General features: G+C 57.4%; 17 protein-coding genes. 13 read left to right on the forward strand and 4 right to left on the reverse strand.

Going from position 1 to position 17950, the window contains the following annotated elements; translation table 11 throughout:
* The first annotated feature begins 10 nt into the window (after window positions 1–10).
* The 4 genes from BLT01_RS00605 to BLT01_RS00620 all read left to right on the forward strand — a co-directional run bounded on the left by BLT01_RS00605 (window position 11) and on the right by BLT01_RS00620 (window position 3753).
* On the forward strand, window positions 11–640 hold the full coding sequence (locus BLT01_RS00605) for a TetR/AcrR family transcriptional regulator (RefSeq protein WP_092093056.1): 630 nt from the start codon (window positions 11–13) through the stop codon (window positions 638–640).
* On the forward strand, window positions 637–1527 hold the full coding sequence (locus tag BLT01_RS00610; RefSeq protein WP_092093060.1) for an ABC transporter ATP-binding protein: 891 nt from the start codon (window positions 637–639) through the stop codon (window positions 1525–1527). The genes BLT01_RS00605 and BLT01_RS00610 overlap by 4 nt, the downstream gene beginning before the upstream one ends.
* On the forward strand, window positions 1524–3086 hold the full coding sequence (locus BLT01_RS00615) for an ABC transporter permease (protein ID WP_092093063.1): 1563 nt from the start codon (window positions 1524–1526) through the stop codon (window positions 3084–3086). The genes BLT01_RS00610 and BLT01_RS00615 overlap by 4 nt, the downstream gene beginning before the upstream one ends.
* Window positions 3087–3228: 142 nt before the next feature.
* On the forward strand, window positions 3229–3753 hold the full coding sequence (locus tag BLT01_RS00620; protein WP_092093067.1) for a GrpB family protein: 525 nt from the start codon (window positions 3229–3231) through the stop codon (window positions 3751–3753).
* A 26-nt stretch (window positions 3754–3779) separates the two neighbouring features.
* Here the strand turns inward: BLT01_RS00620 and BLT01_RS00625 are convergent, their stop codons facing one another.
* Together BLT01_RS00625 and BLT01_RS15360 are read right to left on the reverse strand one after the other, a co-directional pair.
* Window positions 3780–3971 (reverse strand): hypothetical protein, encoded by a 192-nt coding sequence (locus BLT01_RS00625; RefSeq protein WP_092093072.1) that lies wholly within the window; start codon window positions 3969–3971, stop codon window positions 3780–3782.
* A 47-nt stretch (window positions 3972–4018) separates the two neighbouring features.
* Window positions 4019–4333: a hypothetical protein gene (locus BLT01_RS15360; protein WP_092093075.1), complete on the reverse strand. Its 315-nt coding sequence runs from the start codon at window positions 4331–4333 to the stop codon at window positions 4019–4021.
* Window positions 4334–4477: 144 nt separating this feature from the next.
* Between BLT01_RS15360 and BLT01_RS00635 the strand changes: the two genes are divergently transcribed.
* Entirely contained in the window at window positions 4478–4885 is a 408-nt protein-coding gene (locus tag BLT01_RS00635; protein WP_092093914.1) for a thiol-disulfide oxidoreductase DCC family protein, read from the forward strand.
* A gap of 132 nt (window positions 4886–5017) precedes the next feature.
* Here the strand turns inward: BLT01_RS00635 and BLT01_RS00640 are convergent, their stop codons facing one another.
* Window positions 5018–6211, reverse strand: a complete 1194-nt coding sequence (locus BLT01_RS00640) for a DUF3238 domain-containing protein (RefSeq protein ID WP_176764981.1) — start codon at window positions 6209–6211, stop codon at window positions 5018–5020.
* Window positions 6212–6354: 143 nt separating this feature from the next.
* Between BLT01_RS00640 and BLT01_RS00645 the strand changes: the two genes are divergently transcribed.
* Together BLT01_RS00645 and BLT01_RS00650 are read left to right on the forward strand one after the other, a co-directional pair.
* Window positions 6355–7284 carry a nuclease-related domain-containing protein gene (locus BLT01_RS00645; RefSeq protein WP_245696839.1) on the forward strand — a complete coding sequence of 310 codons (930 nt, stop codon included), beginning with the start codon at window positions 6355–6357 and terminating at the stop codon, window positions 7282–7284.
* A 261-nt stretch (window positions 7285–7545) separates the two neighbouring features.
* Window positions 7546–9246 (forward strand): hypothetical protein, encoded by a 1701-nt coding sequence (locus tag BLT01_RS00650; protein WP_092093087.1) that lies wholly within the window; start codon window positions 7546–7548, stop codon window positions 9244–9246.
* 36 nt (window positions 9247–9282) lie between these two features.
* Here BLT01_RS00650 and BLT01_RS00655 read toward each other — a convergent pair whose 3' ends face one another.
* The gene (locus BLT01_RS00655; RefSeq protein WP_092093093.1) at window positions 9283–9885 is read right to left on the reverse strand and encodes a GNAT family N-acetyltransferase; all 603 of its coding nucleotides are present in this window, start codon (window positions 9883–9885) and stop codon (window positions 9283–9285) included.
* A 307-nt stretch (window positions 9886–10192) separates the two neighbouring features.
* On the opposite strand from BLT01_RS00655, the gene BLT01_RS00660 reads away from it, so the two are divergent.
* The 6 genes from BLT01_RS00660 to BLT01_RS00685 all read left to right on the forward strand — a co-directional run bounded on the left by BLT01_RS00660 (window position 10193) and on the right by BLT01_RS00685 (window position 17900).
* Window positions 10193–10699, forward strand: coding sequence for a CtsR family transcriptional regulator (locus BLT01_RS00660; protein ID WP_092093097.1), 507 nt, complete (start codon window positions 10193–10195; stop codon window positions 10697–10699).
* Between the two features lie 58 nt (window positions 10700–10757).
* Window positions 10758–11306 (forward strand): UvrB/UvrC motif-containing protein, encoded by a 549-nt coding sequence (locus tag BLT01_RS00665; protein ID WP_092093102.1) that lies wholly within the window; start codon window positions 10758–10760, stop codon window positions 11304–11306.
* On the forward strand, window positions 11293–12363 hold the full coding sequence (locus tag BLT01_RS00670) for a protein arginine kinase (protein WP_092093105.1): 1071 nt from the start codon (window positions 11293–11295) through the stop codon (window positions 12361–12363). The genes BLT01_RS00665 and BLT01_RS00670 overlap by 14 nt, the downstream gene beginning before the upstream one ends.
* A 228-nt stretch (window positions 12364–12591) precedes the next feature.
* Window positions 12592–15054: an ATP-dependent protease ATP-binding subunit ClpC gene (gene clpC, locus BLT01_RS00675; protein ID WP_092093108.1), complete on the forward strand. Its 2463-nt coding sequence runs from the start codon at window positions 12592–12594 to the stop codon at window positions 15052–15054.
* 83 nt (window positions 15055–15137) lie between these two features.
* A complete protein-coding gene (gene radA, locus BLT01_RS00680) occupies window positions 15138–16511 on the forward strand; it encodes a DNA repair protein RadA (RefSeq protein ID WP_092093113.1) in 1374 nt (457 codons plus the stop codon).
* 312 nt (window positions 16512–16823) lie between these two features.
* A complete protein-coding gene (locus tag BLT01_RS00685; protein ID WP_092093116.1) occupies window positions 16824–17900 on the forward strand; it encodes a PIN/TRAM domain-containing protein in 1077 nt (358 codons plus the stop codon).
* Window positions 17901–17950 lie beyond the last annotated feature (50 nt).

A 17950-nucleotide genomic window follows, 5' to 3' on the forward strand; every position in this document is an offset into this window, starting at 1 on the left:
GGGTGAAACGGTGAAAGAAGCGTTCAGGCGCCTTGAGAGCGGGCGGCAGGAAGAGATACTGAAAGCCGCCATGCGCGAGTTCGCCGAAAAAGGATATGATCAAGCATCGACAAACCGGATTGTAAAGGATGCCGGCATGAGCAAGGGGATGCTGTATTACTACTTTGAGAACAAGGAAGACCTGTTCCTGGATTGCATCGGCTATGCGCTGGATCATATGGAACAGGGCTTGGATGACTGGATCGGCAAGGAACGGGAGGGGTTCATCGAACGGATGGCCCGCATCGCAGAGGCGAAGCGCCGGTATTTTGCAGAGCATCCGGAGATTTCGGAGTTTGCGGCAGTGATTTACCTGTCGCCCGATGTACCCGCACCTTTACGGGAACGGCTGCAGGCGCTCAGCGAGGAAGGAAAACGGAGGATGCTCAGGGAGCTTGACCTGTCACGCTTCCGCGGCGACCTCCCGCCGGAAACGCTCATGCGGCTCGTCCAGTGGACATTCGACGGCTATGCGAGGGAAACGGAAGAACGGATGAAGGTGGAAGGAGTGGATTTTGCGGACCTGGACCGTTACTGGGATGAATTCGGCGGATATCTGGATGCGATGAAGACGATTTATTACAAGGGGGACCGGTCATGAGCGTGCTGGAACTAAAGGGGATTACGAAGCGTTTCGGAAAGTTTACCGCGGTGGAGGATGTATCGTTTGAAATCCGGAAAGGGGAAGTGTTCGGGTTTATCGGACCGAACGGTGCAGGCAAGTCGACTGCCATCCGGACCATCATCGGGGCGATCAGCCCGACTTCCGGGGAGGTGTGGCTTCACGGAAAACCTGTTGCCTCACAGCCCGACTACAGGAAGCACATCGCTTATGTGCCCGGGGATGTCCAGCTTTGGCCGAACCTGACCGGAGGTGAAGTGATCCGATTCTTCATGAAGGCGAGCGGAAATGCCGGAACGGAAAAAATGGATGCCCTGATCCGGGAGTTCCGGCTGGACCCAAAAAAGAAGTGCAAGACGTATTCAAAGGGGAACCGGCAAAAAGTCGCGCTCATCTCCGCGTTTTTATCGGATGCGGATCTGCTCATTTTCGATGAGCCTACAACCGGGCTCGACCCGCTCATGGAGCGGACGTTCCACCGCCATGTGCTCGCGGCGAAATCCGAGGGCAAAAGCATCCTCCTCAGCAGCCATATCCTGTCGGAAGTCGAAAAGCTCGCCGACAGGATTGCCATCATTAGGGAAGGGGAAATCATCGAGACCGGCCGGTTCGATGATCTTAAGCACATCACGCGCGTGCATTACCGGGTCCGTACACCGGATGACCTGGCGGAAATCGGACGCATGGAAGGGGTGCATGAATTCAGGCAGGAGGCCGGGGAGGCGGAGTTCCTAGCCGATGCGGACCGTGTGAAGAAAGTGCTGGCTGCGCTGAAGAACTACGAGCTGGAAGACCTTGAGACGCTGCCGCCGAAGCTAGAGGACATTTTCATGCGCTACTATGATGCCGGGAGCGGTGCGTCATGAGGCATTATTTTCGCCTAACCTTGAAAGACACCCGGTTTCGGATGTTTTGGTGGATCTTCGGCATTGCCTCTCTGACGCTAATGATGCCGCCGGCTTTCCAAGAGCTTTACCCGACACAGGCGGACCGGGACGTGTTGAAGACGACGATGGAAAACCCGGCCATCATTGCGATGACCGGCCCGATCCAGGAAGGCGACTACACGCTCGGCGTCATGTTCTCCCATGAAATGGCGGTGTTCATGGCGGTCGTCGTCGGCTTGTTCAACGTCATGGTTGCGAATTCCCTGAGCCGCCGCAAAGAGGACGACGGACTGCTTGAGGTGGTGCTGTCCAGAAACATCACACGGAGCGGGATTTTCGCATCGCAAGTGTTGGTCGGCATCCTCATGAACGCCATCCTTGCCCTTGTGTTGTTTGGAGGTCTCCAGTCGTTTGGTTATGAGTCGATGGAAACAGCGGGGAACTTCCTTTATGTTGCTCAGACATTCGCCTTCGGCCTGTTTTTCTATGGGTTGACGCTTCTCATGGCACAAATGCTGCCCTCCGCGGACTGGACGTTCGGCATCATGCTGTCCGTGCTGCTCCTCGGCTATGCGTACCGCGCGGCGACCGACGTGGCTGCCCCGGTACTTTCCGTTGTCTCGCCCTACAATTGGATCAGCAGGCTATCTATGTACAGCGATAATGAAGCGGTCTGGCTCGTCCCGTTTATCCTGGGCCCGGTCTTTCTGTTTGCGGCATGGCTGTTGTTCAGGAATCGGGACCTCGGAGATTCCGTTATCCGGCTGGAGGCAGGCCGCCGCAGCCGGAATATCCGGAGTCACTTGCGCCTGGCATTCACGCTGAGCCGGGCGCTCATCATCAGCTGGCTTGCCGGGATGCTCCTGATCGGCGCAAGCTATGGGTCGATCCTTGGTGACTTGGAAACCTTTATCGCAGACAACGACATGTTCCTCCAGATGGCCGGTATGGGCGGCGGCAGTCTGACTATCCAATTTATCGGGACACTCATGGTGATCGTGACCACTATCGGGCTCGTGGCTCCACTGATGGTAATGGGAAAACTGTTGAAGGAAGAACGCCGCACGCATGTTGAATACCTGGGAACATTGAATATCAGCCGCGTGAGAATAATGGGGGATTACCTCATTCTCTCGCTCTCGGCGGGTTTCCTGTCCATGTTCCTTGCAAATGTCGGCATGTATGCGGCGAGCCTCGGCGTGGAAGAAATTGGCCTCACGTTCGGCGATTACGTGTCGAGCGTATTGAATTATTTTCCGGCAGTCCTGCTGTTTACCGGCCTGTCCGCGTTTCTGATCGGCCTTCACCCCCGGCTCCACGCACTGGTCTGGCTGTATCTGCTCTACAACTTTTTCGTCAGCTACCTCGGCCAGCTGCTGGGCTTGGATGACATGTACAAGATCCTGACCCCGTTCCATTACCTCAATGAAACACCAAGTGAAGCCGTTGATCTGCGGGCCTGCCTGGCGGTCGGGGGAGTGGGTTTGGTACTGATGTCAATTGGGCTGATTCTTTTCAGGAAAAGGGATCTTGCCTAGGGAAAAGGCATTTCCCGGGAAACAAAAGCGGAGGCAACCTGCCTTCGCTTTTGGAGTTTCTATTATACCAATCAAACAACTGAATGTTCAGTCTTTAAATGCATTTTCAGATCCGCTAACCTGGTTGATAGGAGGCGATAGGATGGATGGATTGCCGGCAGGGAAAGTGTTTCTCGTTGACCATGACGACAGATGGAAAGAATCGTACCGGGAAGAAGCGGAACGGCTCCGTGAACTGCTCGGCCCTTATGTAATTGCGGTGGAACATATCGGAAGCACGGCAGTGCCGGGACTGAGAGCGAAGCCGCTCGTCGACCTGCTCGTCGGGCTGGACGACCTTGCCGGGTATGACCGGTTCGATTTCCGGGAGCTCGGTGCTCACGGCTATTACCGGCTGCGCAATGAGCCGATCGAGGGAAAGCGGGTCATTGCCAAATTCCGGCAGCTCGACCCGCCAGTCAAGACCCATGTCGTGCACATCGTGGAACACGGCGGGAACTGGTGGCAAAAGCATCTTCTGTTCCGCGACCGGCTCCGGGAAAATCCGGAGACCGCACGGGAATATGAGCGGCTGAAACTCGAACTGGCAGAGCGGCATCCCGCTGATGAGCGTGCTTATGCCGATGCCAAGCTGGAGTTTGTCGAACGGGTGCTTGCCGGGAATTAAAAAACCCCGCTTGAGGCGGGGCCGGGTCAATTCTCCGGGTCCTTCGGTTCTGTCGGGAACAGGAACCAGGAGATGACGCCGCTCAGGAGGGCAGCGCCGATCGTGATGTACATGCGGTGTGTTCCGGGGACGTCCTGGAATTCCTTGTTCAGATACCACCAGGCCAGACCGGCGACAATGAGCGCGATGGGGATTGCAAATGTAAGTGCTCGTTTCAATCGGAGTCATCCTTTGTATGTTGTTGACCCGATTTTACCACACTGCTTCAGTAATGGCGGCCGCGGAAGAATCCGGAATCACCGCAGCCTGGTTTGCCGAAGCCCGGTTTGCCGAAGCCCGGATCGTAGGGATCCGCGTAGATGTTGCGGCCGGGAACCGTGGTTTCGCTCTCGGTAAAGTAATGGCGAGGGACGTTCACGACGTTTTGCCGGTTGACGTTCACAATCGGATGGACGAACGGAACTTCGCGCTGGGTGAAGGTGTCATGGAAGCGGTACATCGGCGGGCAGACGATTGGCTGAGTGCGGCACGAATGGCATCCGCAGCCATATCCGCATCCGCGATTTTTGTGTCGACGCATGGTGGGCACCTCCTTTCTTCCTCTATTAGATGCGCCGGGCTGGTGGGCACAATGGACGCACGCCCCGTCCCGGTCCTGTTTTGCCTTGCGGCGGAAGGGGAATACAAGGAAGACAACGAAACAGCCGGAAGGAGGCAACCCGATTTGCAAAAAGAACGCATCGTGCTGTTTGACGGGACCTGCAATTTTTGCGACAAAAGCGTCCAGTTCATCATCAAGCGGGACCCGGTCGGGCATTTTAAATATGCATCGCTGCAAAGTGACGTCGGCCGGGAATTGAGGGAGAAGTACAAAATCCCCGAAGATGTCGACTCGATGGTGCTGATCGAAGGGGACAAGGCCTACACCAAGTCGGCCGCCGCCCTCCATATCGCAAAAAAACTTGACGGGCTGTGGCACCTGGCTTTCTTGTTCATCGTCGTGCCAAAACCGATTCGGGACCGCGCCTACGACTACATCGCGGCAAACCGATTTAAATGGTTCGGCAAAAAAACCGAAGAAGAAGCCTGCAGGCTGCCGCCCCGGAACATCCGGGAACGCTTCCTCGCATAAAAACCGCGGACTCCGCGGTTTTTATATTTGCGGGAAATTGTCGATTGCCGCCGATATTTCCCGGGAAATATGTCGGATTTCATGATTATTTCCCGAAATAAAAAGGCCTGCCATTTCCGGCGGCCTTATGACTTATTCAAGATTCGAAGTGATCCAATGCTGATAGGCGATTACTTCCGACATGTGGGCAAGGCCTTTCGACGCGGCGCGGTGAATCGGCATCCAGCCGTCGCCGTTATCGAGGTAAACCTCATGGTGAGGCGCCTGGTCATGATAGCCTGTCACGTGGTAGGTGCCGTGTCTGCGCAGGACCGCATGGATTTCGTAGTCGATCAGCGGAGCCGGGGTGAGCGGGTTGCCGACAGAGTGTTTCATCTCGAAACCGAACTCGCTGCCATCGTGCTCAAGCGGTTCGATGGTGAAGTCGTCGATCGAAGCGGTGCCTTCCTCGCGTTTATTGCCCGACAGCCCGTAGGCGACCGTCTTGCCGGCTTCCTTCCTGAAAACGAGCGGATAGCCCGGATCCCTGTAGGACAGCGTCACGTCACCGCGCGTACGGAACGTTTCACCCTCGGCGTCAAAGTCCCGGCCGTCTCCCTTGAATGTCCGGTTCGGGGACAGCACGTTCGGATTACTGATGAACTCTTCTTCGAGAAAGGTCGTGTACCGTAACCGCCAGCGCTCGACCGGCTCAGGCTCGCGCCATTCTTCCACCGGCAGGAGAAGCTTGGACGGCTGCCCGATCACTTTTGTGATCCAGAACTCCTCCGTGACGTCTTCCTGGGTGCTTGATTCCGGATTGAACTTTCCGGCAATTCGGCCGAGGATGGATTTCCCCGCGCTCATCGGTTCTTCCGCCTTTCTTGCCGGGCGGCTTGTCCGGATCATGTAATAGGTCCGCTCGTCGGGCACGTTCCGGTCGATAAAAAAGCAGTCTCCGGTTTCTTCCGCCAGTTCACCATTTTTAAAGATGGAGTAGGTCTCCGCTCCGGGGATCTTCTCCCAGGAAAGGGCGACCTGCGACTTGGCGACGATCGTTGTGAACACAAGGTAACGGAGCGGGTTATGCGCATCTTTTTTTCTTTTCATCGCGGAAGTCTGCATCATGATGACATCCTCGGTCCGGCCGTTTCGGATCCGTTCGATGGAATAGTGATACATTTTGCCATCCTTCACGTTCTCATCAGTGTAGTCGCACACCGGGCCTTCCTGGCGAAGCTCGCCTTCCTTATAAACCCGGTAATGGTCACCCGTATCATCCCATTCGAAAGTGATCAGGCCGGGATGATGCGTCACAGAGCGGATCTCAAATTTCTCAGGTTCCAATCGGCTCACTCCTTTTTGTGCAGTGGTCTGTTGTTCCGAGTATCGGGAGTCTTCCATTTGTGTATACCCGGAAAAGCGGTCTGATACTGCATGGAAATTTGCGATTGGCGGGGTATGATGGAGATGGAGGTGATTGATTGATCATGAAAGACCGGGCGAGGCCCGGAATTGAGAAGGTATGTGACGCCGGGTTGCGCAGGCTGTGGCCGGACAACCCGGTCGCCGGCAAGCTGGAAGAACGCCGGAAACAGGCCGAGGCAGGTTTTGGCGGCGAAGAGCGGGTGGACAGTGTGCTTGCGGAGTATCGACACCCCGGTCCGATCCGGATCATTCCGGACGTCGGGCTCGTCTGCGGATCCCGGTTCCAGCTTGATGTACTTGTGCTCACGCAATCGTGGGCATGCCTTCTCGAAGTCAAGAACATTTCCGGCCGCTCCGTGATCAAGGACATCCCCCCTCAACTGGTCCGGATCACCAAGGACGGCCGCGAAGAGGCGCTCGGCAGCCCGTTTGCCCAGCTGGACAGCAACCTGATGCTGTTCAGGGACTGGCTGCATGAGCGCAACACCCCCATTCCTGTATACGGCGCCGTCGTCTTCGCCTACCCGAGCCAGATGGTCGAAGCCGCAGCCGCTACTCACCCCATTCTCTTTCCGAATCGTATTCCGTTTTTCTTGCGCAATCTTCCCGGACGGCCACTGCTTGATGAGCATGATCTGAATGAGCTCACCCGGCAAGTGCTCGTATCGCATGAGCCATACGTCCAGCGGCCGCTCTGCACGATGTATCCCCAGGTAACCGAAAGAACTGTCCGGACCGGCGCCATGTGCATGGCCTGTGGCGAGTTCGGTATGCGCTGGCGTGACCGGGCGTGGCATTGCAGCTGCATCTCCCGTTCCGCCCACGTTAAAGCGATCCAGGATTGGTTCCACATTTTCAGCGGCGGCATGACCAATGAGGAATGCCGGAGGTTTCTTGAAGTGGAGGATCGGCATGCGGCTAGGAGGATGATGAAAAGTGCCGGGCTGATTGAAAAAGGGCAAGGCCGATGGAAAACCTATCATCAACCATGATTTTGGGGCCCTCCGAGAGGGGGCTCTTTTTTGATGAGCGCGCATAGAAGTGCCGGAAGCGCGCATAGAAACCGGATAACCGCGCATAGAACACTCGCTGCCGCGCATAGATTGCCGATAACCGCGCATAGATTCCTATGCGCGCTTCGCCGCCCCGAAATCGCGGCCCCCCGTTCCGTATCAATCACCCAAATTATGAAACCCTGCCCCCTTCTTTCCCGTAGAAAGACCATACACTCCAAAATAGAGAGGGTTTTCCTCATGCTGAATTTATTGTTGTTTTCCGTGATTTCGGGTCTGGTTCTGGCGCTGCTGGCGGTACCGTTCCGGGCTGCTGGTGTTATGAAGAAAGACGGCCGCAAGGCAACGGAGCCGGTGAACACGGTGCCGCTCCTGATCGGGTGCGCCGTCTCGTTCGCAATCATCACGTTTGGCGTTTATTACTTCCTCAACCTGGACCGCAATTGGACATCGCTTTGGCCGGCGGTCGTCGTGGCGGCGGTGATCGGAGCCGCGTCGGCTGCCGGGGGCACCGAGCGTAAGGCACGGACGGTCGTTTCGCTTGCGGCGCTCGTGTTCGCGGCGTACCTCCTCGCCGCACCGCTCTTTAACGCCAATGACAAATACAAGGCGGTCGAGATGGAGGAGCAGGTTGAAATCAGCGCGTTTGACGAGACGAAGACGCCCGCAAGCGTGCCGCCGAAGTTTGCCCGCAACAAGATGAAAAAGGCGTTCGGCCAGGTGCCGAATACAAGCTACTACGAACTCGGCGAGCTGCAGATCCAGAAAGTCGGCGGCGAGTTCGTCTATATCGCGCCGGTGGAGTTTGCCGGATTCTTCAAATGGCTCAACGGCGACACGACACCGGGTTACTTTACGATGAGCGCGACCGATTCCGCCGACAATCCGAAGTTCGTGAAGGCGGAAATGGCCTATACGCCATCGTCCTTCTTCCACAAGAACGTCGGGCGCCACATGCGCATGGCACATCCGGGCCTCATCTTCTACGGCGATGCCCAGCTGGAGATCGACGACGATGGCAAGCCGCATTATATCCGCTCGTACGGGAAGTTCATCTCCGCGCGAAACGGCTTTGATGTGAAGGGAATTGTCGCTGTCGATCCGGCGACCGGGAAGACACAGCGCTACGCCATAAGGGACGTGCCGGAATTTATCGATGGCGCCGTATCGCCCGAGGCCGTCAGCCTGGCGAACAGCTACTTCGGCAAGTACGTGCACGGCTTCTGGAATTCCCTGTTCGGCAAGAAAGACGTGAAGCTGCCGTCCGACGAGGGCACGGAGGCAAACGTGAGCCCGGTATTCGATGAGACCGGCCGCATGTATTACTTTACTGACTTCACGAGCCCGAAAGAAGAAGTCGACTCGATGCTCGGCTATGCGCTCACCGATGCGCGGACGGGGGAGGCCACTTACTACACGGGCAACCTCGAGGAGTCGTACATGGACTCGCAGGGCACGCTCCAGATCATCGAAAAGAAATTCATCGAGAAGAAGTGGTCCGGAGAAATGCCGGTGCTGTACAACTTCTACGGCGAGGCCAGCTGGCTGACGCCGGTGCTTGACCAGAACGGCTTCCTGCAGAACTACTTCATCGTCTCGGCGGCGAATCCGGAAATCTCGGCATTCGCGGGCACGCCGAACGAAGCCCTCAAGCTGTACAAGACGGCGCTCCAGCGCGGCGGTTCGACCGTCGACGGATCGTCGGAGGCGGAAGAGGCGAAGGCGGCCGTCACTGTCCAGCGCGTCTACAAGGAGCGGGCGGGCGACTTCACGCTTGTGTCGATTCTGGCAGAAGACGGGCGGAGCTTCCTCGCTTCCACGGAAACGGTGCCGCTTTCCGTCTATATCCAGGAAGGCGACCAGCTCGACGTCACCTACCTTGAGACCGGCGAGTTGTTCCTGCCGGTCAAAGAAATTGCGAATAAGACCATCGGACAATAAGGGAAGCCCTCCGCGTCACGCGGAGGGCTTTCTGCCTTATGCGGAGGCCGTGAACGGCTCCAGGATATCTTCTTTACGGCTTTCTTCCGTGTGGAAGTCGAATACGTCGTCGGTGTGCTCGTACGATTCGCCATAGAAGTCCTCGTCTTTGTAGGTGTGGATCTCTTCATATGTCTTGCGCATATGGTCGTAGATGGCCTGTTCCACCGATTCTTCACCCTCATGGTCCGGCGCCCAGTAGAGAATTTCAAGGTCCGTCTTTTCGCCTGTCGCCAGCGACCTGCGGCTGTAGCCGATGCGGCGGGCGTGGGAAAATCCGTTGCGGGCATAGAACGTCAGGCGTTTCGCTGTGTCGGTGTCCTCATAGTCGACGGGCTCGACTTCGAGGATGATCGGCTTGTTCTTGGCTTTCAGCTTTTCGATCAGCTTGCCGCCAAGGCCCTGGCCGCGGGATTTCGACGAAACAAACAAATAATCGACAAAGAGAAACTCGTCGAATTCCGCGTACATCAGCACGTGGCAGGGGCCTTCATCTTTGCCGTACACACCTTCTTTTTCCTGAAGGAGTGTTTCCATGTGATCTTTGGACTTCATTTCTTCCACTGGGAAATATTCATTGAGCTTGTCGTACCAATTCAAATTGAACCGCCTCCGGTATGTTTGGATTCATCCGGGGTTTTTGTTTGGGGAAAGGTCGGATGAGGAAAAAAACAGATGAGAAAAAATCCTCGTCACCAACTGGGGGAACCGGAAAACGCAATTCACATCCTCTTCTTTACCCGCTCAGAACCGGGTTAAACCTCCTTTTGGGAAGAAATGCATGATCCCCTTAAAAACAGGCTCCTGCCCGCGCAAAACCTTTGCGGATGCTTGTATAACATCGTATAATTAAGTCAAAGATAGTCAAAGTCAACTGAGTCCATATGCCTTGGAAAGAGGTGAAACCATGCGGAACATCTCCGACATCATTGAAGGATATCTCAAGTCGATTCTCGAAAAAGAACAGGACGGGATGGCTGAGATCAAGCGGAGTGAAGTCGCGGAGAAATTCCAGTGCGTCCCTTCGCAGATCAACTATGTCATCAAGACCCGGTTCACGACGGAGCGCGGCTATATGGTCGAGAGCAAGCGGGGCGGCGGCGGATATATCCGGATTGTCCGCGTCCGGCCGAACAGCCGGATCGACCTGATCGAGCAGATTGTTGAGGGGCTCGACGGCGGCTCCACGCAAGCGATGGCCGAGGACATCATCCGTCGCCTTATCGATGAGGATGTCCTGACGGAGCGGGAGGCAAACATGATGCTTGCTGCCGTGCACCGGCTGACGCTCATGACACAGCTCCCGGAACGGGATCTGCTCCGCTCCCGGATCATGCAGGCAATGCTCAGCACATTAAAATACGAGGCGGCACGCGGCCCGGCGAAAAAACAGGGCGGTCCCGCCGAAAACTGAAAAAGCAAGTGACCTTGGCCGGCACCCGCATGCCGGCCGCTGAAAAGAGGTGTGTTCGTTGATCTGTGACAACTGCAATGAGCGGCCGGCATCGGTCGTCGTGACCCAGAGCAAAAACGGAAAAACCGAGGAACGGCATTTGTGCGACGTCTGCGCGGCGCACTTCCAGCCGTTCCAGGGGGACTTCGGGGGTGACCCGCTCGGCATCCAGCAGTTTCTCCAAAACTGGTTTGCCGGACCGGGCGCGTTCCAGAAAACCGCACAGCCCCAAGTCTCAAACGGCCCCGAGTGCCCGAACTGCGGGCTGACGTTCCGCCGGTTCATCGAACGCGGAAAGTTCGGCTGTGCGGAATGCTACAACGCATTCCGGAAAGAGCTGCCCGAAGTGTTCAACAAGGTCCAGGGCGGCCACACAAGGCATGAGGGCAAGGTCCCCGCTTCCTACAGCGGACGCATTGCGGCAGAACGGAAGATCAAGGACCTGAGAAGGCAGATGAAAGAAGCCATCAACCAAGAAGAATTTGAGCAGGCGGCGAAGCTCCGGGATGAAGTCCGGGAACTGGAACGCGGCCTGGAGGAAGGGGGCGGACAGGATGTCGTCGATTGAAAACTTCCTTAAAAACGCGGTCACCCCTTGGATGGGGCCCAAGGGGGAGCATTCGAATATCGTCATGTCGACACGCGTCCGCCTTGCGCGGAACCTGAAGGGCTTCCGTTTCCCCCTTGACTTCAGCAGGGAGGAAGCGGAAGAGGTCGATCATCAAGTTGCCGCAGCACTCGAGGGCATGGAGGACTTTTCCCATATCCCGATGGAAAGCGTCCCGGCGATCCAGCGGCAGGCACTGGTCGAAAAGCATCTGATCAGCCCTCAGCTGGCGGACCCGGAACGGCCCGGATCCGTGATCCTCTCCGGCGATGAGTCGGTTTCGATCATGGTGAACGAGGAAGACCATATCCGGATCCAGGTGATTTACCCGGGTCTTCATCTCTTGGAGGCCTTCGACCGGGCGAACGACATCGACAACCGGCTCGAAGAGGCCCTGCCTTACGCGTTCGACGGGGAATTCGGCTACATCACCAGCTGTCCGACCAATACGGGCACCGGACTCCGCGCCTCGGTTATGCTGCACTTGCCGGCGCTTTCCATCACGAGCAACATGGCGCGCATCGCACAGGCGGTCGCCCGGCTCGGAATGACGGTCCGCGGCAGCTACGGGGAAGGGTCCGATGCGCTCGGCAACGTCTATCAGGTGTCGAACCAGCTGACGCTCGGGAAGTCGGAGCGGGATATCCTGATGGACCTGCGCGACCTGGCGGAGCGGCTGATCGAGCAGGAAGAACGGGCGCGCCGCGCGCTTCTGGAGCATTCACCGATGAAGCTTGAGGACCGCGTCTGGCGTTCGTACGGAATCCTGACGAACGCCCGCGTGCTCGCGACCGATGAAGCGGCAAACCGGCTTTCCGACGTCCGGCTGGGGATTGACATGGGCATCATCCCCGATGTCGACGTGTCGGTCCTGAACGAGCTCATGATCTTCATGCAGCCGGCGTTCCTCCAGCGGTACGCGGGAGAAACGCTCCAGCCGGGCGAGCGAGACGTTTTCCGGGCCAAGCTGATCCGTGAGCGGATCGGCATGGGCCGCCAGTCTGGCAGAGAAAACTGAGCCGCCGGATGGAAAGTGTTCGCCGAGCATATGTTTTGAACGGGAGGACACTTCGGTTTAAAATGGTCAAAGAAGGTCAAACAAAACCTTCGCGAAAGAGTTGTCCCGGTTCATCCGTTTCCGGTTTGATTCCGGACGGTTTAGGGGAACCTTTTATCATATAAACAGAATCAAAGTTCATCAGGATCTGCATACATGAATCATTAATAGAGAAGAGAGGGATTGTATATGATGTTCAACCGCTTTACGCAACGCTCACAAAAAGTTCTTCAGCTTGCGCAGGAAGAAGCGATCCGGATGCGCCATGACGCTATCGGGACCGAACATATCCTCCTTGGCCTCATCCGCGAAGGCGGCGGCATCGCCGCAAAAGCGCTCGAGGCGATCGGTGTGAATTTCGAGACGATCGAAGAAGGCGTCGAGAAGCTTGTCGGCACGGGCGACCGTGAAGTCGGCCCGATCATCCACTACACGCCGCGGGCGAAAAAGGTCATCGAACTGTCGCTGGATGAGTCCCGCAAACTCGGCCACTCCTATGTCGGCACCGAACACCTCCTCCTTGCGCTGATCCGCGAAGGGGAAGGGGTAGCGGCACGCGTGCTCGCCAACGCCGGTGTTTCCCTGAACAAAGCACGCCAGCAGGTGCTTCAGCTGCTCGGCTCCAATGAAAACGGCCAAGGAGCACAGGCAGGCGGCGTCAATTCGTCCGCCAGCACGCCGACGCTCGACTCCCTGGCACGCGACCTGACCGAGATTGCGCGCGAAGGCACGCTCGACCCGGTCATCGGCCGCTCCAAGGAAATCACCCGTGTGATCGAAGTCCTGTCACGCCGGACGAAAAACAACCCGGTCCTCATCGGGGAGCCGGGTGTCGGTAAGACGGCCATTGCGGAAGGCCTCGCCCAGCAGATCGTCAACAACGAAGTGCCTGAGACGCTCCGCGACAAGCGCGTCATGACACTCGACATGGGCACGGTCGTCGCCGGCACGAAATACCGCGGCGAGTTTGAAGACCGCCTGAAGAAAGTGATGGAGGAGATCCGCCAGGCCGGCAATATCATCCTCTTCATCGACGAGCTCCATACGCTGATCGGTGCGGGCGGCGCGGAAGGCGCGATCGACGCGTCGAACATCCTGAAGCCGGCACTTGCACGCGGAGAGCTCCAGTGCATCGGCGCGACGACGCTGGATGAGTACCGCAAGTACATCGAAAAAGATGCGGCGCTCGAACGCCGCTTCCAGCCGATCCAGGTAGACGAACCGACAGTCGAAGACACGATCAAGATCATCCACGGACTGCGCGACCGCTACGAAGCGCATCACCGTGTGAAAATCACGGACGAAGCCGTCGAAGCGGCAGCCAAGCTGTCGGACCGCTACATTTCCGACCGCTTCCTCCCGGACAAGGCGATTGACCTGATCGATGAAGCCGGCTCCAAAGTCCGCCTGCGCTCGTTCACGACGCCGCCTGACCTGAAAGAACTCGAGCAGCAGCTCGAGAGCGTCCGCTCCGAAAAGAACGCCGCGGTCCAGAGCCAGGAGTTCGAAAAGGCCGCTTCGTTCCGCGACAAGGAACAGAAGCTGAAAGAAGAACTGGAACGCACGAAGGAAGAATGGAAAGAAAAGCAGGGCAAAAAGGAATCCGAAGTGACTGTCGAGGACGTCGCGCAGGTCGTCTCCATGTGGACCGGCGTACCGGTTTCGAAAATCGCGGAAACTGAGACCGCGAAGCTCCTCAACATGGAAGAAGAGCTTCATAAGCGGGTCATCGGCCAGAACGAAGCGGTCGACGCAATTTCCCGGGCCATCCGCCGTGCGCGCGCCGGCCTGAAGGATCCGAAGCGACCGATCGGCTCGTTCATCTTCCTCGGCCCGACCGGTGTCGGTAAGACGGAACTTGCCCGGGCGCTTGCCGAAGTGATGTTCGGCGATGAAGACGCGATGATCCGCATCGACATGTCGGAGTACATGGAGAAACACTCCACGTCCCGCCTCGTCGGCTCTCCTCCGGGGTATGTCGGATTTGACGAAGGGGGACAGCTTACAGAGAAGGTCCGCCGTAAGCCATACTCCGTCATCCTGCTGGATGAAATCGAGAAGGCGCACCCTGACGTCTTCAACATCCTCCTTCAGGTGCTCGAGGACGGCCGGCTTACCGACTCTAAGGGCCGCACGGTCGACTTCCGCAACACCGTCGTCATCATGACGTCCAACGTCGGTGCGGAAACGCTCAAGCAGAACAAGTACGTCGGATTCAACCTGCAGGACGGCAAGCGGGATCATAAGGACATGAAGGACACGATGCTCGGCGAACTGAAGAAAGCCTTCCGTCCGGAGTTCCTGAACCGAGTGGACGAAATGATCGTCTTCCACTCGCTCGACAAGGAAGAACTCGGCCAGATCGTCAACCTTATGGCCGATCAGCTCACGAAGCGCCTGTCCGAGCAGGACATCGAACTCGTCATCACGGAAGCCGCGAAGGCACGGATCGCCGAGGAAGGGTACGACCCTGAATACGGTGCCCGCCCGCTTCGCCGCGCGCTCCAGAAGAACGTCGAGGACCGCCTGTCCGAAGAGCTCCTGAAAGGCAAAGTGCTCGCAGGCCACAAGGTCGTGTTTGACGTTGATGAAGACGGCCAGTACACGGTCCGCGCCGAAGAGCCCGCAACTGCAGGAAGCGCGAAAAAATGATATAATACACCTATCAAACCAATGGTTCTGACATCCCGCCCGCATTCCGCGGCGGGATGTCTTTTCCGTGCCTGGAGGTCCAAATGGCGAAAAAGAAAACCAAGTTTATGTGCCGGGACTGCGGATACGAGTCTCCGAAATGGATGGGCCGCTGCCCGGGCTGCGGCGAATGGAACACGATGGACGAGGAAGTGGCAATCGTAGGGAAAACCGCACGGGGCGGGGCTTTCCGAACCGAGTCGGGACCTGCCGGCAAGGCGTCCCCGATCACGTCGGTCGAGACGCAGGAAGAGCCCCGCGTCGAGACGGCGTTCGGCGAGCTGAACCGGGTTCTCGGCGGCGGCGTGGTCCCGGGCTCCCTTGTCCTGATCGGCGGGGATCCGGGCATCGGGAAGTCGACGCTCCTGCTGCAGGTGTCGTCGCTGCTTGCGGAAAAAGGACGGCGCGTCCTTTACATCTCCGGAGAGGAATCGGTGCGGCAGACCAAACTCCGCGCGGAGCGGATCGGCGTCACTTCCCCGGAACTCTATATATATTCAGAGACCGACATGGAACATATCCGGCTGTCGATCGAAGAGCTGAAACCGCAGTTCGTCATCGTCGACTCCATCCAGACGGTCCACCATCCGGATGTCACGTCCGCTCCGGGAAGCGTGTCCCAAGTGCGCGAGTGCACCGCTGACCTGATGCGGATCGCAAAAACGACCGGGACCGCCATCTTCCTTGTCGGGCACGTCACGAAGGAAGGCCAGATCGCGGGCCCGCGCCTGCTCGAGCATATGGTCGACACAGTTCTTTACTTTGAAGGGGAACGCCATCACACGTACCGGATCCTCCGGAGCGTGAAAAACCGGTTCGGGTCGACAAACGAGATGGCGATCTTCGAGATGCTGCAGTCGGGTCTCAAGGAAGTGCTGAACCCGTCCGAGCTGTTTCTTGAAGAGCGCTCACAGGGCGCGGCGGGCTCCGTGGTCGTCGCGTCGATGGAAGGCACCCGTCCGATCCTGGTCGAGATCCAGGCGCTCGTCACGCAGTCCAGCTTCAACTACCCGAAGCGCATGGCGACCGGCCTGGACCAGAGCCGCGTGTCGCTTCTCATGGCTGTGCTTGAGAAGCGGATGAACATGCTGCTGCAGACGCACGATGCCTACATCAAGGTGGCGGGCGGCGTGAAGCTCGACGAGCCGGCGATCGACCTCGCCGTCCTGACGAGCATCGTCTCGAGCTTCAAGGACACGGCCGTCAGCCCGTATGACGTCTTTGTCGGCGAGGTCGGCCTCACCGGCGAAATCCGCCGCGTATCCCGGATCGAACAACGCGTCCAGGAAGCAAAAAAACTCGGCTTCAAGCGCGCCATCGTTCCTGCCTCGAACCTCGGAGGCTGGGATTATCCTGAAGGCATCCGGGTTATCGGCGTCAGCACCGTCGCCGAAGCGCTCGGAGAGGCGTTCAAGTAAGCGGATTTCCTGGAGTCTCTCTTGAATAGCGATGCCGTCACGCAAAAAACACCGGGGCATAGATTAAAACAAGGCGGTTCCGTTGCATATACATGCGGCGGGACCGTTTTTGGTTTCGGGAGCGGAGGGAATGGGAAGGAATTGAGGATCCGGACTTTCACAAAAAGCCCTGCGGGGCGGCTGAAATCCCCGGAAGGAACTTCATTCTCCCTTTTGCGTCTGATTATTTATGGAAATCATCTGGTTTTTCATCCCCTGTAGAAGGAAGTCCGGGGGGCGAACGTGTATACTTTAAGCAAGGAGGTGAAAACCATGCTGAACTTTTTTGTGAAGGTCGCGTATGCACTGATCGGGGCCACGCTTGGTGTTATTTTTCTTCCGTCATTATTCGAACTCTTATCCGTTAACCAGCCATGGCTCACCAACGCATATGCGTCAGCCCTGATCGGCGCCATCCTGTTCTATCTGCTCAGCCTCATGCTGGCCGAGCCGACCGTGCGATCGATCAAGTGGCTCGAGGAGCGGCTGATGAAAGCGCCGGTGCTTGATCTTCTGTTCGGGACGGTCGGCATGATCATCGGCCTGATCGTCGCGTTTCTTCTGACCTTCGCGATCGGGGCGATTAAAATCCCGGTCATCACGGACGTTCTTCCCGTCATCCTTTCCGTGCTTCTCGGCTACCTCGGTTTCCAGGTCGGCTTCCAGAAGCGGGAAGAGCTGATCCAGACGTTTACGAGAAGCGGGGAAAAGAAAAAAGACGGTGTCCAGCCGCCTGACGAGTTTAAGGCAAGCCAGAAAATCCTGGATACGAGCGTCATCATCGACGGCCGGATCGCGGACATCTCCGAAACCGGGTTTCTGGAGGGCGAACTGGTCATTCCGCAGTTTGTCCTGACCGAGCTGCAGCATATCGCGGATTCGTCCGATTCGCTTAAACGGACAAAGGGACGGCGCGGGCTCGACATCCTGAAGAAAATCCAGGACGACCGCCAGACCGTGATCACCGACGAAGACTTTGACGACGTGAGCGAGGTCGACATGAAGCTTGTGCGACTCGCAAAGAAAAACGGCGGGGTTGTCGTGACAAACGACTTTAACCTGAACAAAGTGTGCGAACTGCACAATGTCCGGGTGCTCAACATCAACGACCTGGCAAACGCCGTCAAGCCGGTCGTCATCCCGGGAGAGGAAATGCGCGTCACCGTCATCAAGGAAGGCAAGGAAGCCAACCAGGGCGTCGCCTACCTGGACGACGGGACGATGATCGTCATCGAAAACGGGAAAAATCAGATCGGCAAGACGCTCATCGTTGCGGTGACGAGTGTCCTGCAGACGTCTGCGGGACGCATGATCTTCGCCCGGCCGCGTGACATGAAAGCGAAAAACTGACGGAAGGCAGGGCCCTGCGCCCTGTCCTTTCGCTTGATGGAGTGGAAATC

Origin of the sequence: Bhargavaea beijingensis (genome assembly GCF_900101985.1) — a bacterium.
Taxonomy (GTDB): Bacteria; Bacillota; Bacilli; order Bacillales_A; family Planococcaceae; genus Bhargavaea; species Bhargavaea beijingensis.

What these genes read in the sequence shown, in the direction of transcription:
- BLT01_RS00610 (WP_092093060.1), top strand. Translation starts at nt 637, where the DNA reads ATGAGCGTGCTGGAACTAAAGGGGATTACGAAGCGTTTCGGAAAGTTT.
- BLT01_RS00615 (WP_092093063.1), top strand. Translation starts at nt 1,524, where the DNA reads ATGAGGCATTATTTTCGCCTAACCTTGAAAGACACCCGGTTTCGGATG.
- BLT01_RS00620 (WP_092093067.1), top strand. Translation starts at nt 3,229, where the DNA reads ATGGATGGATTGCCGGCAGGGAAAGTGTTTCTCGTTGACCATGACGAC.
- BLT01_RS15360 (WP_092093075.1), bottom strand. Translation starts at nt 4,333, where the DNA reads ATGCGTCGACACAAAAATCGCGGATGCGGATATGGCTGCGGATGCCAT.
- BLT01_RS00645 (WP_245696839.1), top strand. Translation starts at nt 6,355, where the DNA reads ATGAAAGACCGGGCGAGGCCCGGAATTGAGAAGGTATGTGACGCCGGG.
- BLT01_RS00650 (WP_092093087.1), top strand. Translation starts at nt 7,546, where the DNA reads ATGCTGAATTTATTGTTGTTTTCCGTGATTTCGGGTCTGGTTCTGGCG.
- BLT01_RS00660 (WP_092093097.1), top strand. Translation starts at nt 10,193, where the DNA reads ATGCGGAACATCTCCGACATCATTGAAGGATATCTCAAGTCGATTCTC.
- BLT01_RS00670 (WP_092093105.1), top strand. Translation starts at nt 11,293, where the DNA reads ATGTCGTCGATTGAAAACTTCCTTAAAAACGCGGTCACCCCTTGGATG.
- clpC (WP_092093108.1), top strand. Translation starts at nt 12,592, where the DNA reads ATGATGTTCAACCGCTTTACGCAACGCTCACAAAAAGTTCTTCAGCTT.
- radA (WP_092093113.1), top strand. Translation starts at nt 15,138, where the DNA reads ATGGCGAAAAAGAAAACCAAGTTTATGTGCCGGGACTGCGGATACGAG.
- BLT01_RS00685 (WP_092093116.1), top strand. Translation starts at nt 16,824, where the DNA reads ATGCTGAACTTTTTTGTGAAGGTCGCGTATGCACTGATCGGGGCCACG.